The organism is Bacillus cereus group sp. BceL220, assembly GCF_051776965.1.
In the GTDB taxonomy this organism is placed as follows: Bacteria; Bacillota; Bacilli; order Bacillales; family Bacillaceae_G; genus Bacillus_A; species Bacillus_A cereus.
Map to the genome: position 1 here is coordinate 1 of NZ_JBPWBC010000032.1, position 17345 is coordinate 17345.

A 17345-nucleotide genomic window follows, 5' to 3' on the forward strand; every position below is an offset into this window, starting at 1 on the left:
TTCAAATAACGTAGAACGATTTGTATTTTTTCATCAGCTGTAAATTTAGCCATAGAAAAACTGCACCTCCAATTGTTAGACTGTGTCTAACAATTGGGGTGCAGTTCAAAAGAGAATGCTCTTTTTATTTTTCATCTTCTTGGCAACTTACTGCTGCTTCAACTATAGACCTTAAAATTGGATTTTTCTTTTCCCATTCTTGTTGAAACCATTCTTTTTGTTCCTCTTTTTCCATTAATGCAAGTGGTGAATGAATAATGACTTTTGTATTACCAAATTGAAATTCTTTCATCATATCCCCCCTTGCATTATATGTATGCAAGACAGGAAAAAAGACGAACTATCATTTTCATAGGACAAGCTAGCCATACATATCTATAACAATAATAATAGACAAGTTGGTAGGTGAAACTAATGTACCATCCACAAGAACTTGATGTATTCATCTATTTACGTAAAAGTCGAAAAGACCTTGAAGAGGAAAAAAAGGCGATAGAACATGGACAACATTATGATACACTTGAACGTCATCGTACTCAGTTATTAGAACTCGCTCATAAAGAGCATCATAATATTATTGATATCTTTGAAGAAGTTGTTTCCGGTGAATATATATCTGAACGACCTATGATGCAAAAACTTCTTCGTGAAGTAGAATCAGGTATCGCTGATGCAGTTTTAGTAATGGATTTAGACCGTCTTGGTCGTGGGGATATGGTAGATCAAGGGACCATTTATCGTGTGTTTTGCTACTCAGAAACATTCATCATTACACCAACAGAAATTATTAATCCAAATGATGAAAATCAGGAATTAACCTTCAGTATCAAATCTTTAATTGCTCGAGAAGAATTAAAAACAATTGTTAAACGGATGCAGCGTGGTAGAAGAGCTTCTGCAAAAGAAGGAAAATCTATCTCTCGCGTGCCAGCTTATGGATACTTACGAGATAATAACTTAAAACTTTATCCTGATCCTGAAAAAAGTTGGGTTATACCGATAATCTTCAAACTAATGGTAAATGGAATGGGAAGACAAGCAATCGCTCAAGAATTAGACAGGTTAGGTATTTCTCCCCCCAAAGGTGAATATTGGAATCCTTCAACTATCTCTTCCATTACAAAAAACGAAGTATATCTTGGTCACATTATTTGGGGAAAGATACGTTATACCAAACAAAATGGGAAATACATTCGAAAGAAAGTGCCGAAAGAAAGATGGCAACGACATGATAACGCTCATCCTCCACTTGTATCAGAAGAGTTATTTCAAAAGGCCAATATGGCTCACAGTAAACGCTGGAGACCTCCCACAATCAAAACAAAAAAACTTTCCAATCCATTGGCGGGCATCTTATTATGCGAACTATGTGGTCATTCCATGCTTTATCAGCCTCGAAAAGATCGACCTAATCCTCAAGTGCGTTGCGTACAGCCATCGTGTAAAGGGATTCAAAAAGGGGCTGCTTTGGCACTCGTTGAACAACGCATACTCGATGGATTACAACAAATTATTGAAAGCTTTGAGATACAAAAAAATATGGTAGAAAAAAAGCAGTCAAAAAATAATATTCAACTACAACAAAAGGCTGTAGAAAGAAAGGAGCAACAAGTTAATGATTTACAAAAACAAAAAAATAAACTTCATGATTTATTGGAGAAGGGGGTATACGATATTGAAACTTTTTTAGAACGACAAAAATCTATTGTACTACGTTTAAAAACTACCCAAGAAGAAATTGAACAACTTGAGCAAGAAATTAAATATATAGCAGAAAAAGAGAAACATATGCATGAGTTTGTTCCAAAAATACGTAATGTATTAGAAGCGTACTATGTAACAGAGGACATTGACAAGAAAAATCATCTTCTCAAATCAGTACTTGAAAAAGCAACTTACTTAAGAAAAACAACTTGGAACAGAAGAGATGAATTTGTCATAGAATTATACACCAAGATTTAACTTAATATACTATTAAAATTAATAACCCCCATCATCGTTTTGATCAAAAGTTTATAACCTTCTCTTTATTTAGATATAAATTTACCTTAATAGTAATTTAGTACTTCAAACTCTTAGCTCATAGGGAAAATATTTTATATTCAAAAAAAGAACCAACCTGTATAAGTTGGTTCTTTTTCGCTACTTATTACTATACAAACCCATGTTAATTAAATTTACCTTGCAATATTCTTATAAATTCAGTACGAGATGTTATAACTATACACATACTAAAACCTGTACTTTTAAATAAACATATAAAATTCATTTAACTATAAAGGAAACTTTCTCTTTTCAAGTAAATCTTATACATCTGGTAAATCTTTATCTTCACTACATAGATATTCCGTAGTATTAAGTTCAACACTATTTTGGAATGAAGCATCGATTAAATCTCCCACACATAAAAAAGAAAAACAGTATAGAAAATAACGAAACTTTTTCAATATTCCCCTCACTATATATACCCCTATCTATGATTTTGTTAAAGTTATTGCTAAATTAATCCCCTTTTTATATTGCCCAGTATTATTATAATAAACAAGTAATTCATGCCCACAATTTTCTAACTCCTCATATTTCCCTTTTTCTAAAAAAAAAGGGAAAGCAATTTGTTCTAGGTATTTATAATATGATTCATCATCTTCTAATTTTAAATAATATTTTTTCAACAAAACATTATAATATTCATTTTTTATTTTCTTAGAAATACCTAATCCTTTATTCAACATGGTTATAATTTCTTTTTTCGACAAGTCAATCATTAATCCAGATCTAATATAACCATGTAAAGATTTTAAATAGCTAACAGTATATTGATCTTTAAAAAATAAAGCCTGCCTGTAATATTGAATAGATTCCTCAAATTTTTCTCTTTTATATAACTGATAAGCTAAATTATTATATAATTTAGCTTTAGTAAAATCATCCTTAAAAAAATTACAGACCTCTAGTAATTTTTGATAATCATCAAAAATTACTGAAAAATCATCAATACACTCATCTTCTATTAACATAAGCATTAATATTTTCACATCATGAATTCTTTTAAAATGGTTAATTTCTCTAAAATAATCCAATGCCTTACTAGCATAAGAATAAGATAAGACTTTAAAATCTAAAGAAAAATAGGTAAGTGCCAAATGATAATAGTATTCTTTACAATTGTAAATATTTTCATTTATTTTCTTGAGATAATTTAAGGCCTCTTGATATTGATTACTCTTAATAAAAAAAATTCCGTATACATGATGCAGCATATCCATTTCAAATTGAGGTAATTCTTTGCATTTCTCCCTTAAAATCCCCAACAATTTTTCACATCTGTTAGTATCATTTTTATACAAATAATACCTAGATTCTAATATTTGATAAAGAGGATAGTAAATGGTTTTTTCTAGCAACTCTACTTGTTCTATTTCGATTTTTAACCTCTCTATTTGCTTATCATTTTCCTTAATAAGATAATCATGCCATTGATATATTTTTTTGTGTAAATCTGAAAATTTATTCTTTTCTAAAGATATATCAATCCCCAATCTTTTACACAAAAGTGTAATGATCTCGGAAGATACATCTGTCGTACCTTTTTCTATTTTGCTAATATGAGTTTTCGAACAGATACCTTCACCTAGTTTATCTTGAGTTAGACCTAGCTTTTTTCTATAAAAAGCTATGATTTCTCCTTGGTGCATTACATTCCTCCCATAACATTAATACATTATTTTATAGAATAAAGAGATATGACTATTACTAAATTACCTTTTAAATCAATGTAATAATAATACATTTTTGTTTATTATATCATGCTTTTTCACTATATTGATTATTAAATTTATAAATAAACGCATCATATATACTTTCTAAAAAGTTTTTTCTATTCATTTATAAACATATTCAATGTTGCACTGTTAATCTACGTATAAAACTAGCCTTTTTAGAATGGCTTATTCTCTCTTAGATAGGACATTTTTTACATTCATCTCAAATCCTCTATTCAATAATGGTCGTCCTCTTAGACACTATACTCACTCATTAATTCCTTTTGATCAATTTGATTTAATAAGTAAGAGCATACGGAATAGTATATGCTTTGTTCTTTTAAACTATTAATCAAGATTTTTATATCAATTTTTTGATAAAAAATTTTACATACATAGTAATTAAACTCTATTACACTTGGCTCTACAGCAGCATATAAGCTGTTCATATTAATATTGAATTTTTTGAACAACACATCATTTTTATTGAACTCCGCAATTTTTTTATTCTCCAATCTCGCCTTAAATATACTCAAAATATTTAATAGCGCCATAACTTGTACTTCTTCAAATAAATATTTTACTACTACTATATAAAAGGGTTGCTCATTATTTGTAATTAATTCTTTTATTATATTAATTTGATACCTTATCAATTCTATTTCTCTATTTCTTTCCAGAATAATTCACTCCTTCTAAATCATATATGTGTACGAAGTACAATATTGATTTTCTCTCCAAAGCGCGTGTTACCTTGGGATAAGAATTTGTTTAAACCAATAACCCTTTAATGTTGATAAAAATAAAATATTCATTCTCAAATTCACAAAAAAATCCAGCAGTCTTCTTTCATTAAGACTGCTGGACATACTAAAATTTCTTCTATAACCCCGATGAAATTAACTCAATGTACCCTTCTATAGATTAAGATACTTTTATATCCATTCTCTAGCTTTATTAGCCAATCTAACTATAAAGGATTCTTTCATAAAATTTATATTTAGTCTTATATGAATTTTAATTTTACTATCTGATCTATATATCCTTATTTATATATTATCGTTAAACTGTCTTTAGTGACTGACTAAAAGCAACTAGAAACCACCATTCCTAAAAAATTTCATAATTTAAAATTCCTTATAATTCCCATAATTAACTTTTCTTATTTATTTTACTATCAATATAATCAGCCATTTCTACTATACTTGGATACGAAAACATATCAGAAATATCAACTAGCCCAACAAATTCTTTATCAATTTCTTTAAATAATTCCATTGCAATAATAGAATCTCCCCCCATAGCATGGAAGCTTTCATAAATGTCAATTTCATTTAAATCTAATCCAGACGCATAAATATACGCTAATGTTCTTTCTGTTTTTGTATATTCTCCTTTCCCTTGAAGATTTACCTCTCCTTTAAAGTTTCTCTCCAAATCTTTATTCTCTACATGTAGATGACTGATTTTATTTAAAGACGTTTCGATTTGTTTAGATAAATGGATTGGTAATTGTTCACGTATAGAGTTTAATAATTCTAGATTAAGCTCTGCTGGAATAAAGTTTGATAAGTTTATATCCAAAATTTCATCTAAAACCTGATAAGCCCTATTGTTACTAATTGATTTAAATAAAACTACCTCCTCAGAAACTTTATGATCAACAGCCATTCCAACTTCATTCCAGGCTGGCCAATTGATTGTAATAGTCTTCTGTCCTCTTAGATTTCGATAGCTACTAAAAGCATCTAGATATGAATTAGCTGCCACATAATCTCCTTGTCCTCTTCCACCAAATAAAGTTGCAATAGAAGAAAATAGTACAAATAAATCTATATTATCTTCCATTGTTAAATGATCAATTAACCAAGTTCCTTCAATTTTTGGATGCGTAACTTCATCAAATACAACCTTTTCTTTTCTAAAAATAAAGCCATCTCCTGCAACACCAGCACAGTGAAACACGCCATTAATTTTACCGTAATTATCTCTAATACTTTTTAAAATATTATTTGTTTGCTCATAGTCACAAATATCTCCACTGTAACAAATGACATTCGCCCCTAGCTCTTCGATTTTTCTTATTTTTTCGATTTTAGAGAAAAGCCTTTCATTACTCTTCTCTTCTTGTCTAAGAATATCATCCCATTGATTACGATCCGGGAACTTAGAACGATTAACTAAGCATATATTTTTTGCATTATTTAAAGCTAAATACTCTGCAATAGCTAAGCCTATTCCTCCTGTTCCACCAGTAATTATATACGATCCTGTATCTTTAATTTTTATATCTTGCCTTATTGCCTTATCCCAATCTACTTTTTGAAGTTCTTCTATATAGCGTTTATTATTTCGATAAGCTACACAGAACGATCGTTCTGAGCTAGTGATTTCAGAAGCAATCTGCGAAATTTCAGTATTTCCATCCATATCAATACACTGAATCTCTAAATTAGGAAATTCTTGAGCCACAACTTTCGCTAAACCAAACAGAGCTGCATGGCTTGGAATAATTGATTCCTCTGTTTTTGTTACTTCATTGACATAATCAGAAATTAATGAAATACGAATTTCATTATTAACTTTTGCTTTACTTAACGCTTTACTTATATAAAATAAACTATCTAATGCCATCGTTTGATACTTTTTCATCCTGTTCAAACCTAATAGGTCTGAAAATTCAAATATTGATTGTGTATGAATAATATGATTAATTTCTTTTATATCTTTAAATAAACGAGTGTAACTTTCTTCAGTACCATCAACTACATAATAATTTTCTGCTACTTTTTGATAATTGGAACCTAATTCCACTTCTATAATCTTAGTTGATTCATTTTTCAACAACGGGATAAGTTTTTGTGCAAAATCTTTCTGATCTTTTAATAAGACAACAGTTCCCTTAACAGGTCTATTATTCACTTTTAATTTTTCATTTAATGTCCAATCCACTTGGTAATAATTATGAAGTTTAGTAGCTTGATCAAATGTGTGTATTTGCACTTTTTTCATTGTATAATCAGTGACTTCCGCAAAAGGCTTACCTTCTCCATCAATAAGTGAAACATCAAAACTTAAAGTTTCTAAGTTGTTATCCTTACTCTCTTTTTTTCTAATATGACTAAAGAAATGTTCCGGCATTGGGCCAAAGAGTTTTATACTCTTATATGAAAGTGGGAGATACAAACCGCCTCTTCCAAAGCTTTGCGTAGCAGCGTTAACTGCATTATCCATCATACCAGGATGCAAAGGATATTCCTTTAAATCATCTTTAAGTTCACTCGGTATATTAAGCTCCGCAAATACATTCTTTTCACTTCGTGATACATAGTTAAGGTTTAACCATCGCGGTCCGAAATAAATATTTTTTTCTTTTGACAATTCTTCCTTATTAACTTCAATCTCTATCATGTCTTCCCCATTACGTATTCTCTCTAAATCACGCAGTCCAGTATTAGTATCAAGATTTGGCGAAATTTTCATAGAGACGTGTGTCACCCATTCATCATCCACTTCTGTTTGAAGTTGGTTGACTTGACTTACAATATTTAATTCAATATATTCTTTTTCTTTCTTTATAATATATTGAACCGTTTTCTCTTCATCCTTCTCTACAGAAATAGGCGTCAAGAAGGTAATATTTCTTAATTCAATATTTTTTTCGGGATAATACATAGATCCAAATTCTCTACCAATTTCAAGATAAGCAGTTCCAGGTAAAAGAGAATTCTCAAAAAACACATGATCACTTAATGTCCAATGACGGTCGATGCTAAGCTCAGATTCATAAATATCTATGTTCATTGATTTGACTATACAACGGTCTATCATAGGATGTGAAAATTCTTTTTTCATATTGTTCATATCTTTTAATTTAGATACTTTAACGTCACCCCAGTATACTTTTTTTTCAAAAGGGTATACCGGAAGGTTTACTTTTACTCTATTTTGATCTTTATATAATAAATCCCAATCAATATTTGCCCCCTTAATGTATAATTCACCTAATTCATCCATTAATTTATTATGATTTTCGTCATCTACTTCTAACATTTCGTTAATGATAGAATTTGCTAATTTGCTTAATTCCCTTTTTTTCCCTTCTGTAATCTCACCTTCTTCTTTTATTTTCTTTCTATCAGAAACCACTTTATTAAATCCATAATAAATCCCATGATCTTGTTCTTGTTCTAAACCTTTTTCTTGTAATAAAGTTATTTTTTGTTTAAAATCTTCAAAATCCTTTAATTTCAGTACTAATCGATAATCATAATGGCCGCGCCCTGTATTAGCTGTATAACAAATATTACCTAAATTATTTTGCTTTCTTCTTTCAACAAATTTATAGTATTTTTTGATAAGCTCCTGTAGTGAACTTTTACTTTTACCAGACAAAGTTAAGATATAATCTCTATTGTCATTTGATTCAGTTTCTTGCACCATTTGAGGGGCCTCTTCTAAAACTATATGACAATTTGTCCCACTAAAACCAAAGCTACTTATACCCGCTCTACGAGGGGCTTCATTTGATTTCCAATCCCTTAATTTATCTATTACATATAAAGGAGACTCACAGAAGTTAATATGTGGATTTGGCTCATCAAAGTTCAAACTAGCAGGAAGTTTCTTTTCTTTTAAACTTAAAATTACCTTTAATGCTCCAGCTATACCAGATGCTCCAACCAAATGCCCCATATTTGTTTTTACTGAACCAATGCCACAGAATTGCTTTTTATTTGTATATTTTCTAAATGCTCCTGTTAACCCTTTAATTTCAATAGGATCCCCCAATAAAGTGCCTGTACCGTGCGCTTCAATATATGAAATAGTTTCTGGATTTATCCTTGCTTGTTCCCATGCTTTAACAATTACATCCTCTTGAGCTGCAGGGTTTGGAGCTGTAATTCCATTAGACGCTCCATCATTATTAATCGCACTTCCTTTAATTACAGCATAAATAGAATCTTTATCAGCTATTGCTTTATTAAGTGGTTTTAATAATACAGCAGTAACTCCTTCACCAAATACTGTTCCAGTGGACTTTCTATCAAACGTTCTGACCAGATTATCATTGGACGCAACTGATGTTAAAGCATCACCTTTTCCATCCTCATCTTCAGCGACCGCCGAAGTTCCTAGTGAAATTCCACCTGCAATAGCATAATCACATTCTTTGTTTCTAAGGGATTGACAAGCTGCATGGATGGACACTAATCCAGAGGAACAAGCTGTATCAATTACCATACTTGGACCACGTAAATTAAAAATATAATTAATTCGACTAGCTAAAATTCCCTCCCAGGTTCCTGTTAAATGCATAGGATCGCTTTCCGTAATGAATTTATAAAATGTACTTGAAGTACCATCTCGTCCAACAAATACTCCCGTATTTGTACCAACAATTTTCTTCCCACCGTATCCAGCATCTTCGATTGCACTCCATGCAGTTTGCAAAAATAATCTTTGAGAAGGATCCATAAATTTAGCTTCTCTTGGTGGAATATTAAAAAATGCTGCATCAAACTTATCAATGTCACTCAAAAAGCCAGCTTTATGACGTGCTTTTTCTTCATTTTCATCTCCTGACAAAATAGTAGTACCTAAAAATTCAGCATAATGTGGATTATCAAACACTGTTCTATAATAGTTGCTTCTCTCTTCTGTATAGGGTACAAAACAACTTTCCCCATTAAAAAGCTTATCCCAATACTCATATTGGTCTTCACAATCAGTAAATTTACAAGATATCCCAATTACAGCAATATCATTTTCACCTTGCTCGCTGTTCTGTTGAATTTCTAATAATAATTTCTTTGCTTCTGGTACTGTGACATTATTTTTTGCAGTTTGTTCTAGAATAAATTTTTTTATTTGTTCCATTTTTGAACCCCCCATATAAAATTCCATATCTTTAAACGAGTACTTTCCATACTTATTAACAGAAAATACTCTCTATTTAAGAATAGCAATTTACTTATTTTCGGATGCTGAATTAAGTAGTTCACTCGCTTTATTTACTTCAATTTCACCTGATGTAAGCTTTTCTAAAATCTCATCAATTGCTATTTCCTTGTTTTCTTCCTTCACTTCAACTTTATTATTCTGGTACAATTTATCATCAATAAAGCTCGCCATTTCACATATTGTAGGGTATAAGAATACATCCGTAATATCAATTACATTAGGGAATTTCTTATTCAACTCTTTTATTAAATAGGTAGCTAATAAGGAATCTCCTCCAATTTCAAAAAACTTGTCATAAACATCTAATTCATTAACCCCTAAAACATTCGCCCATATGTAGCTAACTCTTTTTTCAGTTTCCGTTAGTACTTTTTGGTCTTTCCCCACGATGATAATATCTTTAATTTCTTCAGGAGTGGGATTGGTCATTTGTAATAAATCTGTTTTTTCCATATTTTCTTTTTGCTCATCACTTAGTTTAATTGGTACATATGATAATGACTCCTTCAAAACATCCATATCTATTTCTCCCACTAAAATCCGCGATATATCTTTTTGTAAAATATCCGCAAAGCTATTACTTCCATCTAAAGAAGAAATAGTTTTAAACAGACCTTTTACATTATTGCCACCATATTCTACTGCCATTCCAGTTTCATTCCATCCGCACCAATTAATAGTTGTTGCAGGTTTCCCCTTTCTTCTTCTGTAATCTGCAAAGGAATCTAAATATGCATTAGCAGCTGTATAATCACTTTGTCCTGGAGCACCAAATATTGACGTTAATGAAGAAAACATAATAAAAAAGTCTAACTCTTCTTGTTTTGTTAAATCATGTAACAACCATGTTCCATGTACTTTTGGCATAAAAACTTCATCGAAAATCTGCTTATCTTTAAAAAGGATAAATCCTTCTCCAGCAACTCCTGCACTATGAATGATACCGTTAATTTTTCCATATTTTTCACGTATCCCTTGCAAATTTATTTCTAACTCTTCTTTACGTGAAACATCACATTGTACTAGATTCACACTGGATCCAAGACTTTCTATCTCCTGGATTTTCTTAATTTTATTAATTAATTTTATATCTTTTGAACTCGTTAAAATATCATGCCATTCTTCACGTACAGGAAAACTTGAGCGGTTCATTAATATTAAAGTTACATTATTTTGAGTTGAAAGATATTTCCCGATTTCTAAGCCTATACCACCTGTTCCACCAGTTATAATATATACTCCTCGTTCCTTAATAATCACCTCTTGGTTTGAATAATTCTCCAATTGGTGAGTCGAAATTTCTTCAATATATCTAACTCCATCCCTATATGCAACTAGAAATTCTTGTTGATTCCCTGTTAATTCCTGAGCGATTTGCTCTACTGAGACCTGCCTATCAATATCTACACCTTTAATACATATATGAGGATATTCATAGCGCACTGCCTTACATAAACCATGAATACTCGCATAATGCGGATGAATTGAGGTTTCATCTCCTGTAATACTATAAGCATGATTAGTTATGATAGTCAGCTGTATACTCTCTTTATTTTTAATTTGCACGATGAATTTTATTAGATAAAATAAAGTATTTATTCCACGATTTATTTGCTCTTGAAGCTGGTTCTCATTATATATTTCTTGATTATCTAAACTCCATAAAAATAAGCAGTGTGTAATTTCTTCCTCATGCAAGTCCTTCTTTAAATATTCAAAATCTAATTCATTAATAGATATTCTATACTTCTGATCATTAATTTGTTCGTAATGCTTACCGAGCTCGATTTCAATTACTTTCATTCCTACACTGTCCAATGTACGAATAATTTCTTCACTCATAATATTACTATCTTTAAATACCAATATTTTACCACCAGAAGATTTTAATTCTTTTAATTGATTTAATTGATTTAAAGATGGTACCCATTCAACTTTATGATATAGTTTATTTAAATTTGAGTTATTACGTACCTTCTTATAAATATTTGTAGCATTTTTTATACAATAATTTTCTATTTCACCAAAAACTTCACCATTTTCATTTATTAACTTAATATCAAACTTTGCAATTTCACTGCTATCTATTTGTTTTCTTCTTTTTATATAGCTATAAAATTTAGCGGGAATAGGTTTAACAATACGTATCCCTTCATAATGAAATGGTAAGAATAATGTGTCATTCATTAATGCATTAGCAGCATTTACTGCTCCATCCAATAAAGATGGATATAAGTAATATTTCTCTAACTCTGTAGAAAATTCCACTTCAAGATCCAATTCTACGAGCATTTCATCATTGCCTATATGGAGCTTTCTCGTATTTTTCCACCTTGGTCCAACGCTAATCCTTCCCTCTGTATAATCATCATAATTAACAATTATATGTTTATCACAATTCCTTATAATTCCTTGAATATCATGTTTTTCTTCTATGGACTTGTTATTTCGATAAATACTTCCTTCAGCATGCGTTTCATATTCATATCCATCTGCTTTTGAACTAAAAATATAAAACTCTAAGTGATTATCTTTAACTTTGACATGCGTATGTACTTCCTTTAACTCACCTTCCTCAATCATTAAAGGGTTACTAAAGAGAATATTTTTAAGTTCAATATCCTGAGATTGGTAATGAGTCTTTCCAACCTCTCTTGCCATCTCTATAAAAGCAGTACCAGGCATTAAATGATGGTCATGTAACTTATGTTCATTAATTTCCCAATGACTACTGGTACTAAAGTTTGTAGTATATATTTCAGTATCCTTTGACCTTATTACAAGTTTATCGAGAAGAGGATGCTTAACATTTTTGTTGTTTACTCTCATCAAATTTTGTTGTTGCCTCTGAATCCAGCAACGTTTTTTTTCAAATGGATAGCTAGGTACACTTATTTTATTTACTTTAATCCCCGAATATTTTAATTTCCAATTAATATCTGCACCACGAATATATAATTGACATAAATAATTAAGTGACTCTTTATCATAATACTCTTTCCACTGTTTAATAATAAACTCTGCTTCTCGACTTAGATCTTGTTTCTCAAATTCTGTAATTTCTCCAGCTTTTCCTTGAAATCTTTTTTTACTAATCACTTTATTTTCCCCGTAGAAAACACCTTGTATTTCTTGAGTAAGTATATCTGTATTTTCTAACTGATTAATCTTATTACGTAAGTCTTCCATATCTTTAACGTTAATAATTAAACGATGATTATAATGACCTCTGCCTGTATTAGCTGTATAACAAACTTCTTTTAAATCTAAATCTCTTTTTTCTTCTAAAAAAAGACTATAATTATAAATTAACTGTTTTAACCCACTAAGACTTTTGGATGATAAAGCAAGTACTTCATCTTCTGTAGGGTACGTTTCCTTTCTAACTATAGGTGCTTCCTCTAAAACAACATGACAATTAGTTCCACTCAAACCAAACGAACTAACTCCACATCTTCTTGGAAAATCTTTTTTCTCAATCTCTCTTAAACAATCATTAATATAAACTGGAGAATTTATAAAATTTATATTGCGATTAGGTACCGAAAAATGTAAATTAGGTGGAATTATCCCTGACTTTAAAATTAGTATCGCTTTTATCAATCCAGCTATTCCGGCTGCTGCGTCTAAATGACCAATATTTGTTTTTACAGAACCTATAGCGCAAAATTGTTTCTTATTGGTAAACCTTCGAAAAGCTCCTTCAATTCCTCCAATTTCAACAGGATCTCCAAGTTTTGTAGCTGTTCCATGTGCTTCAATATATGAAATAGTTTCCGGGTCAATGTTTGCATTTTCCCACGCCTTAACAATCACTTCTTCTTGTGCAGTTGAATTTGGTGCTGTAATACCAACCGAACTACCATCTTGGTTTATTGCACTTCCCTTAATCACTGCATAAATTTGATCTCTATCCTCTAAAGCTTGACTTAAGGGCTTTAATAACACAGCAGCTGAACCTTCCCCCGCTCCAGTGCCATCTGAGTTATCATCAAAAGTTCTTGTTCTACCATTGGATGCATTAATGCCTATATCACTATCTGAAAGTTCCTGACTTTGAGCAGGAATGAGGCTAATTTTAACTCCACCAACAATCGCTTGATCGCATTCACCATTACGAATTGCTTGGCACGCTATATGTAGTGCGGTTAAAGATGAAGAACAAGCTGTATCAATTACTATGCTTGGTCCTCTTAAATCTAGTAAATAACTAATTCTACTCGCAATAATAGACCTTATATTTCCTGGTGCGGATATACCAACTAAAGAATGGTTTGTTTTTTCAATCATAGATAAATAATTTTCTAATGCTATTGAACAAAAACCTAGATAAACTCCTGTATTTGTACCTACCAGTTTATCACCACCATATCCAGCATCTTCAATGGCTGCCCAAGCTGTCTCTAGAAAAATTCTTTGGTTTGGATCCATCGTACTCGCTTCCATTGGAGACAAAGAAAATAAATTATTATCAAATTGATCTATTCTATCCAAGTATGCTTTTTCTAAGAATGAAATTGGCTCTTTTATTTTTTCATCATTGCCAAATTTCAAAAAATCAATTATATCTTTTCTTCTTTCTAAAGGGAGAGGTCTAATGCCATCTCTCCCTTTCAATAGGTCATTCCAATATTCTTGAATTGAACTAGTTCTCCCAAATCTTCCTGACATTCCAATTACCGCAATGTCTTGATTTGATGTAGAACTAGATTCAATATTATCTTCAAAATTAAAATCAACTATTCCAATATTTTCTGAAAATAGGCTTTTTTTATCCACCTCTTTATCCCCACCTTCTCTTATAAAATTAACGTTTTATCTTCAAATTGCTGCTTAGTAAATAAATATTGTGTATTTGTATCCAAGAATAGTTGATTAAGTCTACTCTTTCGCTCCTCTATTGGAGTTTTTTTAGATTTAAAAATAAGCAACAACAAATCAATTGCTTCTTTCATATGAGAAATTTCAGCTTCTTTTCCTTCTCTTTCTAAATTCTCTTGAATTTCTTTCATCTTTCTATAAGGTTCAACTACACCTTGTTGATATTCCTCTTCATTCCAGTTAAAGTTTGGCGTACTTACCGCAATACCTAAACATCTCAAAATAAATTGAGGAACATATTTTCTCGATTTAATTTCCTTCTTTAAACTCTCAATATTTAAATCTATATCTGTCGGAATAGTTTTAATATACGGTATATTCTTTTTCATTAATTTTGTTAAAACTTCATTAGGCCCCATCTCAACAGCGAACTCAGTATTTTGACTATCTAAATAATCCATAGATTTCTTCCACTCCACTGGGTATACAACTTGTTTCACCAAATAATCAATTATAGAATCTTTATTTGGATATAGTTGCGCGGTTACATTTGAAATAACATTTACATTTAAGTTATTAAACTTATATTCCTGTAATTCGTAATAGAATTTATCTGCTGCAGATTGCATTAAAGGACTATGAAATGGTGCACTAACTTTTACTGGGATTAACTTAGCACCTATACTTTGTAAGTACTTCCCAGCCTCTTCAATTGCAGTACTATGCCCCGAAATTACATGTTGTTCTGCTGAATTACTATTAGAAACCACTACTAGATTCCCTTTCTTAGAAAATTGTTTAGATGCCTCCTCTACTATTTTTCGACCTAACCCAATAATTGCTAACATTCCACCCTCTCTCGCCATAACAGCTTCCTGCATAAGCTGCCCACGACGACGAGCGATCTTCACAGCATCTTTAAAATCAATAGCTCCCGCACAGCTTAGGGCAGAAATTTCCCCTAAGCTATGACCGGCCATATAATCAGGCATAATACCTATTTCATTCATATATACCCGATAGGCTGCTGTACTTACTGTTAAGATTGCTGGTTGTGCATTTTCAGTTTGAGTTAATGTATCTATATCTCCTTCAAAACATAATTTTTTTAAATTAAAAGATAGCACATCATTTGCCTCTTCAAACGTCTGTCTTGCAATAGGAAAACTTTCATAAAGTTGTTTTCCCATTCCTACATATTGCGATCCTTGTCCTGAAAATAAGAAAGCTAATTTACCCATCTAGAACACCTCTTTTTTTATAATTTCCAAAATAATATAAAAGTAGTTTTGTATTATCTTTTCAATAGATTTTGTTTTTATTCTATTTTTATTATATTGACATATTAAATTCATACCTTGTTTAGAGTCATCAATAGTAATTGATAAGTCACAGTAGGAAGGTATATCTATATTTTTATTTTCTTTTTGATAATAAAAATACGGTATAACGCAATTTATTGTTTTATTAAATCCTATTTTGTCCCCATCATTTTCCCACTCTAATTCAATACTATTCTTTAATTGCCTATTAGTTTGTAGAAAAAGTTCTTTAAAGTCATATAAATCATTAAGATTTGCAGTTATTACCTTACTTTTATCTGCATCTATTCTTACTTGTATTGAGATTTTTTCTTGTCCAGATACCTTAGATAATAAATATAAATACGAAGATAACATCAATGTTTCTATACTCACCTGATAATCTTTAGAGGCTTGTGTCAATCCACGTACTATCTCTTCTTTTATTTGGAAATTAACAATTTGCGTTTCTGCTCTTGTATCCTTATTAACAATAAATGATTGAGGGAACTTTATTTGTAATTTCATTATTTCTTCTAATTTTTTATCACTATCTTTTTGCTTTGCAATAAAATAAGCTAATTTACGAACAGTAGAATATGCAAATAAATCTGAGACTTTAACTTTTCCAGGATATATAGCCGATAACTTAGAGTGTAAGATAATAATCATCATTGAGTTTCCACCTAATTCAAAGAAATTATCATCCATTCCTATATCTTCCGTGTTTAATAACTCCCGCCAAAGTGAAAATATACTATCCTCGATTTCATTACCACGAGATTGATACTCTATTTCTACAATTTCCTTAGGACTTGGCAAAGCTTTTATATCAATTTTCCCATGCACAGTCATTGGAAACTCATTAACTTGTATAAAGTCTTTTGGTACAAAATAACTTGGAAGATAATGTTCTAAAAATATACGTAATTTTGAGACAGGTATTTCTGCATCTGCTATATAATATGCAACTAGACTGTTATCTCCATTTACATTTTTATTTATTGTTACAACACAGTTTTTAATTTCTGGATATTTTGACAGTTGATGTTCAATTTCAGTTAATTCTACCCGATATCCTCGAATTTTAGCTTGATGATCATTTCTTCCTAAAAACTCAATATTTCCATCTGGTAGCCATCTTGCCATGTCACCTGTTCGATACATTATTTCGCCTTGCTGATATGGATTTGCAACAAATCTTTCTTTAGTTAAATCTTCCTTCTGCCAATAACCTCGTGCTATTCCAGCACCAGAAATACATAGTTCTCCAATAACACCAATAGGTTGCAGATGCTCTTGCGCATCTAATATATATACTTTAGTGTTAGCTATTGGTTTTCCAATTGGTATATTAGTTTCTACTTTACTTATTTCTCCAGTTGTCGTAACAACCGTATTCTCTGTAGGACCATAGTTATTAAATAATCTATATCCATTCTTTTTATATTTCCTTAGCTGATCACCACCTGTTAGTAACACACGAAGTGAATTATTC

The 17345-nt window shown here is 30.9% G+C and carries 9 protein-coding genes; 1 reads left to right on the top strand and 8 read right to left on the bottom strand.

What is annotated here, in order from left to right:
- Positions 1–124: 124 nt before the first annotated feature.
- Entirely contained in the window at positions 125–292 is a 168-nt protein-coding gene (locus ACS2FK_RS29950) for a hypothetical protein (RefSeq protein WP_165375029.1), read from the bottom strand.
- 122 nt (positions 293–414) lie between these two features.
- Here ACS2FK_RS29950 and ACS2FK_RS29955 point away from each other — a divergent pair, with 122 nt between their 5' ends.
- Positions 415–1962: a recombinase family protein gene (locus tag ACS2FK_RS29955; RefSeq protein WP_061885389.1), complete on the top strand. Its 1548-nt coding sequence runs from the start codon at positions 415–417 to the stop codon at positions 1960–1962.
- A 344-nt stretch (positions 1963–2306) separates the two neighbouring features.
- Here the strand turns inward: ACS2FK_RS29955 and ACS2FK_RS29960 are convergent, their stop codons facing one another.
- The 7 genes from ACS2FK_RS29960 to ACS2FK_RS29990 all read right to left on the bottom strand — a co-directional run.
- Entirely contained in the window at positions 2307–2459 is a 153-nt protein-coding gene (locus ACS2FK_RS29960; RefSeq protein ID WP_154071888.1) for a hypothetical protein, read from the bottom strand.
- A gap of 15 nt (positions 2460–2474) precedes the next feature.
- The gene (locus ACS2FK_RS29965; protein WP_061885388.1) at positions 2475–3695 is read right to left on the bottom strand and encodes a helix-turn-helix domain-containing protein; all 1221 of its coding nucleotides are present in this window, start codon (positions 3693–3695) and stop codon (positions 2475–2477) included.
- Between the two features lie 320 nt (positions 3696–4015).
- Positions 4016–4417, bottom strand: coding sequence for a hypothetical protein (locus ACS2FK_RS29970; RefSeq protein WP_061885387.1), 402 nt, complete (start codon positions 4415–4417; stop codon positions 4016–4018).
- A gap of 496 nt (positions 4418–4913) precedes the next feature.
- The gene (locus ACS2FK_RS29975) at positions 4914–9641 is read right to left on the bottom strand and encodes an SDR family NAD(P)-dependent oxidoreductase (RefSeq protein WP_063546376.1); all 4728 of its coding nucleotides are present in this window, start codon (positions 9639–9641) and stop codon (positions 4914–4916) included.
- Between the two features lie 90 nt (positions 9642–9731).
- Positions 9732–14504, bottom strand: a complete 4773-nt coding sequence (locus tag ACS2FK_RS29980; RefSeq protein WP_061885385.1) for an SDR family NAD(P)-dependent oxidoreductase — start codon at positions 14502–14504, stop codon at positions 9732–9734.
- A 20-nt stretch (positions 14505–14524) separates the two neighbouring features.
- Positions 14525–15787: an ACP S-malonyltransferase gene (gene fabD, locus ACS2FK_RS29985; protein WP_061885384.1), complete on the bottom strand. Its 1263-nt coding sequence runs from the start codon at positions 15785–15787 to the stop codon at positions 14525–14527.
- The coding region (locus ACS2FK_RS29990; protein ID WP_438899960.1) for a non-ribosomal peptide synthetase at positions 15788–17345 on the bottom strand (1558 nt) is incomplete at its 5' end.

Coding starts and splice junctions, on each gene's coding strand:
- ACS2FK_RS29975 (WP_063546376.1), bottom strand. CDS start 9,641: ATGGAACAAATAAAAAAATTTATTCTAGAACAAACTGCAAAAAATAAT.
- ACS2FK_RS29950 (WP_165375029.1), bottom strand. CDS start 292: ATGAAAGAATTTCAATTTGGTAATACAAAAGTCATTATTCATTCACCA.
- ACS2FK_RS29955 (WP_061885389.1), top strand. CDS start 415: ATGTACCATCCACAAGAACTTGATGTATTCATCTATTTACGTAAAAGT.
- ACS2FK_RS29965 (WP_061885388.1), bottom strand. CDS start 3,695: ATGCACCAAGGAGAAATCATAGCTTTTTATAGAAAAAAGCTAGGTCTA.
- fabD (WP_061885384.1), bottom strand. CDS start 15,787: ATGGGTAAATTAGCTTTCTTATTTTCAGGACAAGGATCGCAATATGTA.